Below are 15,852 nucleotides of genomic sequence, written 5' to 3' on the forward strand. Positions count from 1 at the left end.
CTTTTTCTTCTAGAAAGGGGATGAAAAAGAGTGGATATTATAACGGCAGCATTACCAATATTATTAAAAGGACTTGAAGTCACGCTTTATATATTTGTTATTGCTATTATTCTAGGGTTTTTAATTGGTTTATTAATGGCCATGTTACGGCTTGCACCTATTAAAATCTTGCAATGGATTGCGAAGGTGTATGTTGACGCCATTCGCGGAACACCATTTATCGTGCAGTTATTTTTTATTTATTTTGGAATAAATTCACTGCATTTGGTTTCCCTAAACAATACGACAGCGGGTATCATCACTGTTGCGATCAATGCGGGGGCATATTTTGCAGAGATTATCAGAGCGGGTATTCAATCAATTGATAAGGGGCAAACAGAGGCAGCTAGGTCAATTGGTTTTACGTCTGCACAAACGATGCGTTTCATTATCCTGCCTCAGGCGTTTAGAAGAATGCTTCCTACTATTACGAACCAATCCATTATTAGTTTAAAGGACACCTCTCTTTTATCCGTTATCGGTATTGCTGACTTAACACAACAGGGTCAAATACAGGCAGCTGCAACCTTTGAAGCCTTTAAAATTTGGCTGACTGTAGGTGTCATTTATTTTATCATTATTTATCTATTAACCATACTTGCTAACTTTATAGAAAGGAGGATCGAGGTGCGATGAGCATTATTACTGTAAAAAACTTAAGAAAGTCCTTCGGGAACCTAGAGGTATTAAAAGATATTAATGCTGAAGTGCAAGAAAAAGAAGTTATCTGTGTAATCGGTCCTTCTGGATCGGGAAAGAGTACATTCCTTCGCTGTCTAAATCGCTTGGAGGAAATCTCAGGCGGCGAAGTGGTGATTAACGGACATAATATCACTGATCCGAAAATTAATATCAATAAAGTCAGACAAGAAGTTGGAATGGTTTTCCAACAATTTAATCTGTTCCCTCATAAAACTGTTTTAGAAAATATCACGTTAGGGCCGATTAAGATTCTTTCTAAAGATAAAGCGGAAGCTGAAAAAAAGGCTCTTGAGTTACTTAATAAGGTAGGACTTAAAGAAAAAGCAGGCAGTTATCCGGGAGAACTGTCCGGCGGACAAAAACAGCGGGTTGCCATCGCAAGGGCATTGGCCATGAATCCAAAAATCATGCTTTTTGACGAACCGACTTCTGCACTTGACCCGGAAATGGTCGGAGATGTTTTAGAAGTTATGAAACAGCTTGCCAAAGAAGGTATGACGATGGTGGTTGTGACGCATGAAATGGGATTTGCCCGAGAAGTTGGAGATCGTGTCATTTTCATGGATGGTGGGTATATTGTCGAAGAAAATGAACCGAATCAGTTATTCGGCAACCCACAGCATGATAGAACGAAGGCTTTCTTAAGCAAGGTGTTATAAACAAAAATAGTGAGCGAATAAGTGGCGAAACCTTAAAAGAAAAATGGGGGTTCGCCCTTTTTGTGTGATCATTACTTTTGAAGCTTAATCCTATATACTTGATGATAGGAGAATAAAACAAATACCATTTGTCAAAAATGAAAAATTAATGGCAGAAATATCATTAGATTTTCAGTTTACAAGTTCTATTAATAAGTAATGGAACGAATTAACAGATTCGGTCGATAAAGACCTTAATACGAGTAAAGGAAGTTATTTTATGACCCAAGAATATATAGAAATCCGTGGCGCTCGGGAAAATAACCTTAAAGATGTGTCTTTACGTATTCCCAAGCGCAAAATCACTATCTTTACTGGAGTATCCGGTTCTGGCAAATCGTCAATCGTTTTCGATACCGTTGCCGCCGAATCCCAGCGTCTGCTGAACGAAAACTTCAGTACATTCGTCCGTACCTTTCTGCCGAGTTTTCCGCAACCGGATGCAGACGCCATTGAAAATCTTAGCATGGCGGTTGTCGTCGACCAGAAACGGTTGGGTGGAGGTTCCCATTCTACAATGGGCACGATTACCGATATCTCGCCTCTTCTCCGTCTTCTCTTCTCGCGAGTGGGTCAGCCTTATGTAGGAAGTGCGTCGAGTTTCTCGTTTAACGATCCGCTAGGTATGTGTCCAGTTTGCAACGGGATTGGCCGCAGTATGTCCGTCGACATAAGTAAGGCACTGGACATGTCAAAATCGTTGAATGAAGGGGCCATCATGCTGCCGGGCTATTCGGTGGACAGCATGGAATGGAACATGATCCTGCAGTCGGGGTCATTCGATCCCGACAAGAAGCTCCAGTGTTATTCGGAGGAGGAGCTGAAACAACTTCTGTACAGCAAGGCGAGGAAAGTGCCGACACAGTTTGGCGGGAAGACCGTTAATATTACAGTGGAAGGCGTCATCGAGAAGTTCACCAACAAGTACATCAAAAAGGATTTAAAGACGTATTCCGAGCGCACACAACAAGCAGTTGCACCGTACATCTCCGAGGGGATTTGTCCCAGCTGCCACGGTGCGAGACTCAGTCAGGCCGCGCTGGACTGCAGGATCAATGGACTTAACATAGCTGAAATGTCTTCTATGGAGGTCGGGCAGCTGATCCGCATCCTTAAAGAGATTAATGCTCCTGCAGCCGCTCCGGTCGTCAAATCACTAAAGGAGCGGCTGCAGCATCTGGTGGATATCGGACTAGACTACTTGACGCTGGACCGTGTGACTGATACATTGTCCGGCGGAGAGTCGCAGCGAGTCAAGATGGTGAAGCATCTGAGCGGCAGTCTGGTGGATGTCACTTACATCTTCGATGAGCCCAGCGTTGGCTTACACCCCCGTGATGTACACCGGTTAAATGGGTTGCTTCAGAAGCTTCGCGACAAGGGCAATACCGTTCTTGTTGTCGAGCATGATCCCGATGTAATTAAGGTGGCAGATCATATCGTCGACGTCGGGCCTCACGCTGGCAGCCACGGCGGTACCATCGTGTATGAAGGAAGCTTCCCAGGACTGCTGGAGTCAGGCACACTGACAGGCACCCATATGAAGCGGCCGCTCCAGCTAAAGCAGACCTCACGGCAGCCATCAGGCAAGCTGTCTATCAAGGATGCCACACTGCACAATCTAAGGAACGTGAGTGTAGATATTCCAACCGGAGTGCTGACAGTCGTTACGGGTGTCGCCGGCTCAGGCAAGAGTACGCTGATTAACGACGTATTCCTTAGCCAGCATCCGGATGCAATCGTCATCGACCAATCATCGATTGGAGTATCAACACGCTCGAATCCCGCGACCTACACAGGCATCATGGATGACGTGCGCAAGGCGTTTGCTTCTGCGAACAAAGTTAACCAAGGATTGTTCAGCTTCAATTCCAAGGGGGCTTGCGAGAACTGTCAAGGACTGGGTGTTGTGTATAAGGACCTTTCATACTTCGACAGTGTAAAGCTGCCATGTGAAGTATGCGAAGGTAGGCGGTTTAAGGAAGAGGTACTCGAGTACAAGCTGAACGGCAAATCAATTGCAGATGTGTTGGAGCTGACCGTGGAGCAGGCGTTGGATTTTTTTCAGCTAAAAGAGGTTGTGAAAAAGCTTCAGGCGATGAGTGATGTGGGGCTGAACTATCTTACACTCGGTCAGCCGCTTAGCACGCTCTCTGGCGGGGAATGTCAGCGGATCAAGCTTGCAAGCGAGCTGCATAAAAAGGGAAGCATTTACGTGATGGACGAGCCGACGACCGGCCTGCATATGTCAGATATCGGTCACCTTTTAGGAATCATGAACCGCCTTGTGGATACCGGCAATACCGTGATTGTCATCGAGCACAACCTCGACGTAATCAGCCAAGCGGATTGGATCATTGATATGGGACCGGACGGAGGCAGCAAGGGCGGCCAGATTGTTGTCGAGGGTACACCATCAAAGATCATCAATTCAGAGCATTCGATCACGGGAAGATACTTGTTGGAACATATTAAAAGTTAAACTTACGTATGGTTAAGGATAATATTCATCATTAAAAAGGAGATAGCCATTTGTTGACTATCTCCTTCTTTACATCATTAAATCCTACCAAAAAAATAATTTTTTCAATAATTTTAAAATTATTTACCAGTGTGTGTTAAACCACACATCTGATATGATAGTGGTATGTTATCTTAGATATATATTACTTTTGGAGGTAATGGAGAATGCAACTTACTTTAGAAAATACTAAAAATACCAAAAGTGACATCCAGCCATTTTCAAGGACTAATCCTTTTCAGGCAAAGGTTCTAAAAAATATTAATTTAAATGGGTCAGGCTCTAGTAAAGAAACAAGGCATATTGAGTTATCATTAAAAGGTTCTGGTCTTTCTTACAATCCAGGTGATGCACTTGGCGTTGTCCCTGCAAATGACCCGGAACTTGTGGCTGCCCTTCTTGAGGAAATGACCTGGGACGAAGAAGCGGAAGTAACGGTTGGCAAGCAGGGTGAGACACTGTCACTTAAGGAAGCGCTGACAAGCTACTTTGAAATTACACTGCTATCGAAGAAAATTTTACAACAGGCAGCAACATTCACAGAAAACGAAGATCTGCAAAAGCTTATTTTGGTTGAAAATGCTGCTCAGTTAAAGGAATATTGCTATGGGCGAGATCTGCTTGATATGTTACGTGATTTTGGCCCATGGAAGGCTTCTGCACAGGAGATCGTTTCTTTATTAAGAAAAATGACGCCGCGACTCTATTCTATTGCAAGCAGTATTGCTGCTAATCCGGATGAAGTTCATCTAACTATTGGTGCTGTTCGCTACACATCACATGGACGTGAGCGAAAAGGAGTTTGCTCTGTTTTGTGTGCGGAACGTGTTCAAGAGGGAGATACTTTACCAGTCTTTGTTCAGGCAAATAAACACTTCCATTTGCCGGAGTCCGCTGATACAGATATTATTATGGTCGGCCCGGGGACTGGCATTGCACCGTTCCGGTCTTTTATCCAGGAACGTGCCGTTAATAAAGCAGCTGGCCGCACATGGTTATTCTTTGGGGACCAGCATGCAGCTTCAGATTTCCTATACCAAGCAGAGTTGGAAACCTATCAAAAAGATGGGGTTCTGACAAAGCTTGATACTGCCTTCTCCCGTGATTCAGATCAAAAAGTTTATGTACAGCATAAAATGCTTGAACATGGCAAAGAATTATTTGAATGGCTGGAAAAAGGCGCTTACTTCTTCGTTTGTGGAGATAAGGAACATATGGCGAAAGACGTCAACGATGCGCTAATTACTGTGATAGAAAAAGAAGGTGCGCTTGACCGTGAGGCAGCCGAGGCATATCTGAAGGAGTTGCAGAAGCAAGGACGTTACCTGCGCGATGTTTATTAGAATAAAATGATGTTAAATACATTTAGAAAGGAACCTTTCGTTCATTGGACGAGGTTCCTTTTTTACTTAATGATAATAAATTGAGGTAAAATAATGATATGAACAAATGAAAGGATTGTGGAAAGTGGCTAATAACGAAGAAGATGTCAAAAAACAAATGGAAGCCTCTGGTCAAAATTATTCCGATGATAAGTTCTGGGATAAATTAAAGAAATTTGCCAAAAAGGCGGGTTCATCCGTTGTATATGCAGTTTTGCTCTTATATTATACACTTCAAAAGCCGGAAGTACCGGCTAAAGCAAAAACCATCATTATAGGCGCTTTGGGATATTTCATCCTGCCATTAGATTTAATTCCTGATGTTGCAGTTGGAGTCGGGTACACGGATGACTTGGGAGCGTTAGGAGTCGCGCTATTACAAGTTGCTATGTATATTGATGAGGATATAAAAAATAAAGCAAAAGAAAAGCTTAAAGATTGGTTTGGCGATCACGTTGACACGTCAGATATTGACAAAAAGCTTGTTTAAAGAGATTTTTAGTGGGAAATTGGGAGGAATTATAGGATGAATCAAAAAGCAGTTGTTGCTGGGGCGACCGGCTTGGTAGGAAAGGAGCTTGTACATCTTTTACTAATCAATCCGGCATACACAGCTGTAACGCTTATTGTCCGGCGGCCAACAGGGATTGCCCATCCAAAACTGCAGGAGAAGATCGTCGATTTCAACCGATTGGAGCAGTCGGATGTAGATTTAGCGGGAGCGGATGTGTTTTGCGCTCTTGGAACGACGATTAAAAAAGCAGGCAGCCAAAAGGCTTTCCGCTTGGTAGACTATGAATATCCGCTGGCACTTGGCCGAATGGCAAAAGCCCAGGGTGCGAAGCAGTTCCTCATTATAACATCAATGGGAGCAAATCCCGCGTCCCGGACATTTTACATTCGCGTAAAGGGAGAGGTTGAGAAGGAATTGCTTGGACTTGGCCTTTCCGCACTACACATTTTCCGGCCATCGCTTTTACTTGGTAACCGGGAGGAGTTTCGATTCGGAGAACGCATTTCGGCAGTCCTTTCTAGTATACTGTCCCCTCTCTTCTTAGGAACACTGAAAAAGTACAAGCCTGTACATGCAGAAACGGTAGCTGGTGCAATGATTCGTATTGCGCAAAAAGGCACTTCAGGAATCCACGTCTACGAATCAAACCAAATTGTACAAGCATAGCTAGGATAGAGGTTTCCGAATATTTTTTTAGACAGTATAATCAGGGATGGGAGATGAGACAAATGAATAAAAAAGACATTGCTAATATCCGCAAGGAATTTAAATTGGACAATTATCGGATGAACATTCATGAAATCTTCAATGTTTATGTAAAGAAAGAATCAGGCGAGATCTACCATCAAGTCAGCCAGCCATTTCAAATGTTAGAACAGGAAACGCAGGAATTGTTTTTGAAAAACTTTAAAAAGGTTTTGACAGGCCATCTTGATGCCAAATTGTTTGAGCTGAAGTTCAGGCGTGATGTGGAAGACAGCACACAATCATTCCTCTACGAAGGATTGCAGGCAGACTCGGAAGACTGGCAGGAATACATGCTGGAAATCGTCACAAAAATGTTTGCGCGTGGGGCTTATGAATTTGATACAGTTGTAACATTTATTCGGGCAGAATACCGAAAACAGACGAAGAAGCGGAACCAGGAGTCCGAAGAAGGCGGGGATGATGAGGTTTATTCCAGCGGAATTATCCTTTGCAGCCTAAATAAAACCGATCAACCGAAAAAGGCATTAATGTTTGATTATATCGAGAAAGAATTCAAATCCTATAATTTTGTGGATCCTATTATTAATTTAGACTCTCCATTATCGGGTTTTCTGTTCCCAGCATTTAATGACAATGCAGCAGATGTGAACCATATTCTTTACTGTGCGGGGAAAGCAAATCAACCTGATTTCACATTTATTGAAGAGGTTCTCAATTGTGAAGACATCATTACCGCTCAGGAAGATAAGGACAGTTTTGATCAGGTCTTAAAAGAAGTAATAGGAGACGAAGTAGATTCCGCGGTTATTTCAAATGTTTACGAGGAAATCGACAGGGTAGTACAAGAGAATATAGAAAACGAGGAAAGTGAAATCCCTACATTAGACTATCGGGACATCGAACGGATTTTGACAGTCAGCGGTGTCGAAAATATCGATACGGCCAAAGTGGAACATGCTTTCAAAAGTGTCGTAGCGGACGAAAAACATGAATTCAAAGCGAGCAGTTTAGTTCCAAAAACGATAAAAATCAGCACCAAGGTTGCTGAGGTAACCATCAACCCGAAAGACTTGAAAAATGTCAAATATATCACCTTCGAAGGAAAACGATGCTTACTGCTCGAAGTTGATGAAGAGGTGGTCGTGGAAGGATTTCGATTGGAATCGACGACACTCTAGTTGGATTGGATAGATTATACACAATAAAAAAACTGCTGGGAGAAGAATCCCAGCAGTTTTTGAAAATTATGTATATCTCGATGAAGATGAAGGTTACAAAGGGGCATTATAGCCCTTTTTCTTTTCATTTGACATGAAACGGGTTTCATAATTTAGACTTATAAATGAATTGAAGCAAACGGTTGTGAATACAAATATTTGGGAATGTTACAAAGAAACGAACTTTTTAAATATTATACTTTGAAAGTGGGACAGAATGTGAAACAAAGCGTGATTTTTTTCGATATAGACGGAACGTTGCTTGACTCAAAAAAAGAGCTTCCTGCAGCGACAAAAGAGGCAGTTTTTAAATTAAAGGAACTGGGACATGTTGTCGCAATTGCTACCGGAAGGGCTCCTTTTATGTTTGAAGATTTGCGAGAAGAATTGGATATAAATACATATGTAAGCTACAACGGTCAATATGTTGTGTTAAACGGGGAAGTTTTATATACCAATCCACTGAATACGATTTCGTTGGAAAAACTAACTGAAACGGCGCTTTTAAATAATCATCCTGTTGTCTTCATGGACCATGAGGATATGAAAGCCAATGTGCCGGACCATGCCTACATTAATGAAAGCATTGGAACATTAAAAATCGATCGAACTCCTACGCACGACCCGCACTATTACAAAGGGCGAGATTTGTTTCAAACGCTCCTGTTTTGTACGGAAGGTGAAGAAAAACAATACGAACGGGATTTCCATGACTTTGATTATATAAGATGGCATCCCCTCGCTGTTGATGTTCTTCCAAAGGGAGGGTCAAAAGCAAAAGGAATTGAAAGAATAGCTGAAAAACTAGGAATTCCTCCGGAACGGCAATATGCCTTTGGCGATGCACTGAATGATATGGAAATGCTCACAACCGTAGAGAATAGTGTGGCAATGGGGAATGCAGAAGAAAAGGTGAAAAAAGCCGCAAAATATGTAACCAAATCCGTTGATGACAATGGAATTTTCCACGGCCTGAAAATGGTCGGGTTACTATAAGGAATGTCAATCTAAAGAAAAGAAACAGTTTCTAAACTAGCGATTAGAAATTGTTTCTTTTTTTATTTAGCAAAAAGCATAAATTCAACTACGCCTCATGAACCGTCCTAACGGACTCGCCAATCGGCGAGTTTTCATTTAATGTAACCTCCTGTTCACCGTCTGTTCACACAGCGATTATAAACTAAGGATGTCATTAAGGAATTGGAGGTATGAACATGAACATTGCTTGGAAAGAAATGAAGAAAAATAAAGCACGGTTTTTGATATTAGGTTCGATCGTTTTTCTCGTCAGTTTTCTCACGTTTATTATATCTGGCTTGGCCAATGGATTATCACAAGATAATGCAGCGTTAATAAAAAAACTGCCCGATGGAACATTTTATATGACCAAAGAAGCAGATAAAAACTACAACCTTTCAAGAATAAATCACAGAGTCCAAGAAAAAGTTTTAAACAAGCAAAAAAACGCTGCAGCAATTTCCATTCAAATGGGATTTTTGAATGACAGTGAGGGGAAGCAGCGGAGCGTAGCCTTTGTTACATCAACCGATTCAATGCTGTTTAAAAATGTGAAAAAGGGAGAAATCATCCTGGACAAGTCGATGAAAGAAGAGGGTATTAAAATAGGCGATACTTTTACAAACAATCAGTATAATGGAAAGTTTGTTGTTAAAGGCTTTGTGGATAACCAAAAATTCAGCCATGCACCAGTTGCCTTTATCAATATGGAGGACTACAAAGAAATGTACCGGGTTAACGATATGCAATTGATTTTTATACCAGGAGGGGATGGAGCACCATCATTCGCAGGCTTACAAGCTTTTTCGAACAATCAGTTTCTAAGTACTATTTCGAGTTATAAAGCGGAACAGATGTCACTTAATATGATCATCTGGTTTTTGGTAGTCATTAGTGGAATGTTGTTTGCCATCTTTTTCTACATGATGAACGTTCAAAAAATTGGATTGTACGGTATTCTTAAAGCAATTGGTGTCAAAACGAGTGCGTTGTTTAAAATGATGTGGACTCAAATGGTTTTTATAACAGCCATTTCGCTTAGTTTATCTGTTGCCCTAAGCCAAATATTTAATATTGCAGCACCTAAAGGATTGCCTTTTCATCTACCCCTTGTAACAACAGTACAATTGTCCGTCATTTTCCTATTGATTGGCTTTATTGGGGCTACACTATCTGGCATTCAAATAAAAAAAGTCGAGCCATTGCAGGCGATTCAACAAGGAGAGGTATAATATGACTATATTTACAATTGATGAAGTACGGAAAACTTTTTCAATCGGTGAAATTAACGAGGAAATCCTAAAGGGAATTAACCTTTCTTTAAAAGAAGGTGAGGTAACCGCCTTAGTGGGTGCTTCGGGCTCCGGGAAAAGCACACTGCTTACGATAGCGGCAGGACTCCAGCCGGCATCAGACGGGCAAGTGATATTTGAAGGGCAAAATATTACTACGATGAGTTCAGAACAGGTGCGAAAAATCCGAGCTAATAATTTCGGGTTCGTCTTTCAATTTGCCCATCTGGTACCTTTTCTGACCGTAGAAGAGCAGTTGATGCTAATGTTGGATGTATCTGAATCTAAACTAAAGAAACGTGAGCAAAAAAAGGAAATTGATAAAATCCTAAAATTAGTCGAAATGGAACATCGGAAAAATGCCTACCCGGCTTCCTTATCCGGAGGAGAAAGGCAGCGAGTTGCCATTGCCCGCGCCATAATCCATAAACCAAAAGTCCTCTTTGCGGATGAACCCACTGCCAGTTTAGATTCAAAAAGGTCTAAAGATGTGATGACGTTAATCAGCAATTTAACAAAAACGCTAAACATAACGACATTAATGGTGACTCACGATGAGGAAATGCTGTCATTTGCTGACCGTATTATTAAAATGAGTGATGGCCAGATTTTGCCAAGTGCAGTTTAATTTTTTAGGATATAGAAAAATAGGAGAACCATGAATGCCAAATATTTTAATTGTTGACGATGATATCAATATATTAAGGCTATTAAATATTCACTTAACTGAACAAGGCTATACGGTATTCCAGGCGAAGAACGGAATGGACGCATTGGAGATGCTGAAAAAGGATGCTTGTGATATAGCAGTAGTGGATGTAATGATGCCATTCATGGATGGCTATCAATTGACAAAAGAGATTCGTAGAGATTACGACATTCCAGTTATTCTTTTGACGGCAAAAAATCAAATCGAAGATAAAGAGCAGGGATTTAAAGCAGGAACAGATGATTATCTCGTTAAGCCCTTTGAACCCAGGGAGTTAACATACCGTATTAAAGCTTTGTTAAGGCGATATGATCATCAAATAGATGAATCGATCGTAAGAGTTGGCAGTACAACAATCAACAAAAAGAGCTATGAAGTTCAGAGTGGAAACCGAACATTACTCTTGCCTTTAAAGGAATTTGAACTTTTATATTATCTCGCATCTAATCCTAAGCAAGTTTTTTCCAGAGAACACCTTATTGAACAAATCTGGGGCTTGGATTATGAAGGGGATGCGCGAACAGTAGATGTTCATATAAAAAGATTGCGAGAACGGTTTTCTAAGCTGACGCATGACTTCCAAATAAAAACAATCCGTGGTATCGGATATCTATTGGAGGTCCAACATTAGTGAAAACACTTTATGTGAAATTTATCGTGATTACGATTGGAATGATGTTGATAAGCTTTATCTTAGCTTTTGTCATATCCAATATCTATTACCAGCAAAAATTGAAGCCTTATAATGACGATAAAAACACAAAGGTGGCATTAGATATTGCTGCCTTTGCTGAGGCGCATCCTGAGATTAGCCTGACAGAGTATCTAAAAAGCATCACTAAAGTCGGTTATCAAATTTACCTTGTAGATAAGGATGGAAACCGAACCTTTTTTGGTGATCCGTTTCGGGATAAAAGTCTTCCAGTTTCCACTCAACAGGATGTATTAAAGGGCGATATTTTTCACGGGATGCTTCATTTTCCACAGGAAACATTTGTTACAGGCTTTTTTGCTGATGAACTAAAGAATACTATCGGTGTTCCATTGCAACATAAAGGAAGAAGCTATGCTCTTTTTATTAGGCCGGATATCAAGTTCCTTTTCAACGAGATGCACATTTTATTTGGTTGGATCCTTGTACTAGCAATTACTTTGACCATCGTAATGGTCCTGATTAATACAAAATATTTGGTGAAGCCAATTTCTAACCTGACAAAAGCCACAAAATCACTGGCAAATGGTGATTTTAATGTGGAATTGGATAGTACCCGCCATGATGAGTTAGGAGAACTATCCGATAGTTTTTCGCGGATGGCGAGAAAATTAGCACAAATGGAAGACATGAGAAAGGAATTTATCTCGAATATTTCTCATGATATCCAGTCGCCGCTTTCCAATATTAAAGGATATACGAACCTATTAGAAAATCAATCGTTAAGTAAAGAAGAAAGAGAACAATATTTATCCATCATTAATGGTGAAATTAGCAGGCTTTCCACCTTAACAAAGCAATTATTGCTTCTCGCCTCGCTAGATCGAAATGAGGATATTTTAAGGAAAAATCCATTTAATGTCGGTGCGCAAATAAAGGAATTGGTGCGAAATCATCAATGGGCAATAAATGAAAAAGAGATAATGCTAAGCTATTCCCTGCCGGATATCGAGATTGTCGGGGACCCCTCCATGCTGAATACGGTCTGGGATAACCTTCTGTCCAATGCCATGAAATATAATAGACCAAATGGGACTATTGATATTTCCATTGAAAAAAGAGGGCAATCCGTATACGTGACTTTTGATGATACAGGAATAGGGATGAATAATTTGGAATTAGACAGGATCTTTGACCGCTTTTATCGGGCAGACAAGGCACGAACAAGAACTATTGAAGGTACAGGGCTCGGTTTGTCAATAGTCAAAACGATCATAGATTTGCATAGCGGCCACATTCAAGTAAGCAGTAAGGAAAATGAAGGGACTACTTTTATAGTTGAATTACCGGTTTGATAATGTTTGATTTAAAACGAGGATAGCTGAATAAAAGCAGCTATCCTCTAAATGTTAGAATGTGTGAATAATCTTTCTTGCTGAATCTATTCCGTTTTCAATGCAATCAGGGATTCCCACGCCATAGTAAGAACAACCGGCAAGGATAACCCCTGGGTAAGCGGCTGCCATTTTGCTTTCTAGTGCTTCGACACTTTTAGGATGGGAAATCAAATAATTCGGCATTTGCTCGGTCCATTTGGTGATTTCACTGTCAGCAGGCTTGGCGGTAATGCCAAGGGCTTTGTTAATATCGCTAAGCGCAACATTGAGTAGTTCTTCTTGGTCCATTTCCTTTAATGAAGCGAAGGATGGGTGGCTGCTTTTATAAAACAATCTGACAAGCAGGTTCCCTGACTTTGATGTATGCTCCCATTTCCGGCTTGTCCAAGTACAGGCGTTGCAGGACAACTCATCTGTATTCGCGGCGATAAACCCTGTTCCATCAGCAGGAAGGACACTGTCAGGCACGTCAAAACCAACATACACACTTATCAATGAACTGTTTTTCAACCCAGCGAAATCTTTTGACAGGTCCGGGTCAGTGATTAAGGATTCAGCAGCCGTATGCGGAATACTAAGGATAACGTAATCCGCTTCGATGATTTCCAGATTGTTTAGAACCACTAGGTAATTACTGCCTTCTTTTTCTATTTTCGTGACATTTGAATTAAGTAAAATTTCCACTTCATCAAGCTTTTCCTCAAACGCATCTATAAGCGAGCCTAAGCCATTTTGGAAAGAAAGAAACTTCCTTTCTCCGCCTGTAAATTTCTGCTTATTGGCTTCGAGGCCTTTGATGATACTTCCGTATTTTTCTTTATAATCAATTAAATATGGAAGGGTGGAGGCGATAGTTAAGTCACTAAGTTTTCCGGAATAGACGCCGGAAAGGACAGGGGCAATTTGTTTTTCAACCAATTCCTTTCCAAGAAAATGCTCCAGAAAGGAACCGATAGAGTCATTCTTGGTGAATGTTTCATTTTTTGAATAAAAATCCTTCAGTGCAGCCACTTTTCCTTCAGCTGAAACGAGCGTGCTTTTTGCCAGCGATTCAATGCTTGCTGGAATTCCGAACACTGCATCCACCGGAATGGGCTTCAATTCTCCATCTGCATAAATAAACGAACGGCCTGTTGCATTGTAGACAATTTCTTTCTCCAGACCAAGTTCCTCTAAGATAGGCATGGACTCCATTTTACGGGCCACGATGGAATCTGCTCCTGCCTCCATGATAAAGCCATCTTGTTTGACAGTACGGATTTTTCCGCCCAACTGATTGGACGCTTCAACCAGAACAAGCTTCATATCTGCTTGATTCGCCTTTTTCCATTTTTGCAATTCATACATGGCTGATAGCCCCGTAATACCGCCGCCAATTACTACGACTGTTTTCACTGCTGCCACCTCTTAATTATTTCAAACTTCTTCACTTTTTAAGTGTACCATACCTGGGTAGGGGGAAAAATAGCTCAGGTAACTTTCTCCCTTATGGCTGCAAGCACTCAGAATATATAAAAAAGAGTAAATTTCAAAAATCTAGAAATAATGATTGGTAATGATTTTAAAACATTATTTCTTCTTAAAAAGGGGCCCAACATAATGGTGGAGTTTTTTCAGGAATTCAATCCTATAATGCAAGCTTTCATAGCTACTCTATTTACTTGGGGAATGACTGCAATTGGGGCTGCCCTGGTTTTTGCCACGAAAGCAATCAACCAAAGATTAATGGATAGTATGTTAGGATTTGCGGGCGGTGTCATGATTGCGGCCAGCTATTGGTCATTACTGGCTCCGGCCATCGAAATGTCGGGAAATCATCCTATAGGAACTTGGTTTCCGGCAGCCTTTGGATTTTTAATAGGAGGCATTTTTTTATGGGGTATTGATAAAATTTTACCCCATCTTCATCCGAATGCGCCGATTGGTAAAGCGGAGGGTTATCATCCGAAAGGAAGAAAAAGGAGTACACTGTTGGTACTCGCGATCACATTGCATAATATCCCAGAGGGGCTGGCTGTCGGGATTGCCTTTGGTGCGCTTGCAAATGGGGGTACAGAAGCCTCTTTAGCGGGAGCTTTGACGCTGGCCCTTGGGATCGGTATTCAAAACTTTCCAGAAGGCGTTGCGGTTTCCATGCCATTAAGAAGAGAGGGAATGTCTCGAAGAAAGAGCTTCTTGTACGGGCAATTCTCGGGCATGGTCGAACCGATTGCTGCTCTCCTTGGTGCATTTGCTGTCTCATTTATTGAAACATTATTACCCTATGCATTAAGTTTTGCGGCTGGGGCCATGATCTTTGTGGTGACGGAAGAAGTGATTCCAGGTTCACAAGAAAATGGCAATAAAGATTTGGCTTCGATGAGTTTAATGGTTGGTTTCGTGCTGATGATGATTCTAGATGTGGCATTAGGTTAGCACTTATACAACAACAGCCGCAGCATATTTCTGAAGCTTGGAACATGAATGATAATTGGATATTTTTCCAAAAATTCCACGATAATATAGAGGGAATTACAAGATGACAGACGAATAGATTTAAAGGAAAATTTTTTATAATATTAGGAGGTTTATCATGGGAAGATTAGTTCATTTTGAAATTCATGTGAATGATATGGAACGGGCAAAGATGTTTTATGGAGAGGTATTCGGATGGACATTCCAAGATTGGAGTGACTATGCTGGAATGCCTTACTTTGGAGCAGTGACAGGGAATGAAGACGAACCTGGAATTAATGGTGCCTTGATGCAACGCCAAAGTGCTCCGCCGGAAACAAACCAAGCTTTAAATGCTTTTGCTTGTACAATGGGAGTGGAAAATTACGACGTAACCGAAGCTAAAATTCTTGAGCATGGCGGCAAGGTTGCTATGCCCAAATATGCCCTGCCTGGGATGGCCTGGCAAGGATACTATCTGGATACCGAAGGGAATATTTTTGGGATTCATCAACCGGATGTGAATGCAAAATAGGTTGCAATGAATAGATGTCAAGCAAGTTGACATTTT

General features: G+C 41.2%; 15 protein-coding genes. 14 read left to right on the forward strand and 1 reads right to left on the reverse strand.

Going from position 1 to position 15,852, the window contains the following annotated elements:
* Window positions 1-30: 30 nt before the first annotated feature.
* From QNN06_RS07115 to QNN06_RS07170, 12 genes are all read left to right on the forward strand, one after another.
* Window positions 31-675, forward strand: a complete 645-nt coding sequence (locus QNN06_RS07115; RefSeq protein ID WP_213118135.1) for an amino acid ABC transporter permease — start codon at window positions 31-33, stop codon at window positions 673-675.
* Window positions 672-1,400, forward strand: coding sequence for an amino acid ABC transporter ATP-binding protein (locus QNN06_RS07120; protein WP_254124673.1), 729 nt, complete (start codon window positions 672-674; stop codon window positions 1,398-1,400). Before QNN06_RS07115 ends, QNN06_RS07120 begins: the two co-directional genes overlap by 4 nt.
* Before the next feature lie 259 nt (window positions 1,401-1,659).
* Entirely contained in the window at window positions 1,660-3,921 is a 2,262-nt protein-coding gene (locus QNN06_RS07125; RefSeq protein ID WP_284037322.1) for an ATP-binding cassette domain-containing protein, read from the forward strand.
* A gap of 206 nt (window positions 3,922-4,127) precedes the next feature.
* On the forward strand, window positions 4,128-5,303 hold the full coding sequence (locus tag QNN06_RS07130) for a sulfite reductase subunit alpha (protein WP_213118133.1): 1,176 nt from the start codon (window positions 4,128-4,130) through the stop codon (window positions 5,301-5,303).
* A 157-nt stretch (window positions 5,304-5,460) separates the two neighbouring features.
* Window positions 5,461-5,832, forward strand: coding sequence for a YkvA family protein (locus QNN06_RS07135; protein WP_213118864.1), 372 nt, complete (start codon window positions 5,461-5,463; stop codon window positions 5,830-5,832).
* A 36-nt stretch (window positions 5,833-5,868) separates the two neighbouring features.
* Window positions 5,869-6,522 carry an oxidoreductase gene (locus QNN06_RS07140; protein ID WP_213118132.1) on the forward strand — a complete coding sequence of 218 codons (654 nt, stop codon included), beginning with the start codon at window positions 5,869-5,871 and terminating at the stop codon, window positions 6,520-6,522.
* Window positions 6,523-6,584: 62 nt separating this feature from the next.
* Window positions 6,585-7,742 carry a DUF4317 domain-containing protein gene (locus QNN06_RS07145; RefSeq protein ID WP_213118131.1) on the forward strand — a complete coding sequence of 386 codons (1,158 nt, stop codon included), beginning with the start codon at window positions 6,585-6,587 and terminating at the stop codon, window positions 7,740-7,742.
* Window positions 7,743-7,946: 204 nt separating this feature from the next.
* Window positions 7,947-8,777 (forward strand): Cof-type HAD-IIB family hydrolase, encoded by an 831-nt coding sequence (locus tag QNN06_RS07150; protein ID WP_213118130.1) that lies wholly within the window; start codon window positions 7,947-7,949, stop codon window positions 8,775-8,777.
* Window positions 8,778-8,995: 218 nt separating this feature from the next.
* On the forward strand, window positions 8,996-10,030 hold the full coding sequence (locus QNN06_RS07155; protein WP_284037323.1) for an ABC transporter permease: 1,035 nt from the start codon (window positions 8,996-8,998) through the stop codon (window positions 10,028-10,030).
* 1 nt (window position 10,031) lies between these two features.
* Window positions 10,032-10,718 carry an ABC transporter ATP-binding protein gene (locus tag QNN06_RS07160; protein WP_284037324.1) on the forward strand — a complete coding sequence of 229 codons (687 nt, stop codon included), beginning with the start codon at window positions 10,032-10,034 and terminating at the stop codon, window positions 10,716-10,718.
* Window positions 10,719-10,752: 34 nt separating this feature from the next.
* A complete protein-coding gene (locus tag QNN06_RS07165) occupies window positions 10,753-11,430 on the forward strand; it encodes a response regulator transcription factor (RefSeq protein WP_213118127.1) in 678 nt (225 codons plus the stop codon).
* Window positions 11,430-12,806: a HAMP domain-containing sensor histidine kinase gene (locus tag QNN06_RS07170; RefSeq protein ID WP_213118126.1), complete on the forward strand. Its 1,377-nt coding sequence runs from the start codon at window positions 11,430-11,432 to the stop codon at window positions 12,804-12,806. The genes QNN06_RS07165 and QNN06_RS07170 overlap by 1 nt, the downstream gene beginning before the upstream one ends.
* 54 nt (window positions 12,807-12,860) lie before the next feature.
* Here QNN06_RS07170 and hemG read toward each other — a convergent pair whose 3' ends face one another.
* Complete coding sequence (hemG, locus tag QNN06_RS07175; RefSeq protein ID WP_213118125.1) at window positions 12,861-14,243, reverse strand: protoporphyrinogen oxidase; 1,383 nt, start codon at window positions 14,241-14,243, stop codon at window positions 12,861-12,863.
* A 204-nt stretch (window positions 14,244-14,447) separates the two neighbouring features.
* Between hemG and QNN06_RS07180 the strand changes: the two genes are divergently transcribed.
* Window positions 14,448-15,263, forward strand: a complete 816-nt coding sequence (locus QNN06_RS07180) for a ZIP family metal transporter (protein WP_284037325.1) — start codon at window positions 14,448-14,450, stop codon at window positions 15,261-15,263.
* Between the two features lie 157 nt (window positions 15,264-15,420).
* Window positions 15,421-15,816, forward strand: coding sequence for a VOC family protein (locus QNN06_RS07185; protein ID WP_284037326.1), 396 nt, complete (start codon window positions 15,421-15,423; stop codon window positions 15,814-15,816).
* The last annotated feature ends 36 nt before the right edge of the window (window positions 15,817-15,852 follow it).

Source organism: Neobacillus sp. 114 (assembly GCF_030127045.1).
In the GTDB taxonomy this organism is placed as follows: Bacteria; Bacillota; Bacilli; order Bacillales; family Cytobacillaceae; genus Neobacillus; species Neobacillus rhizophilus.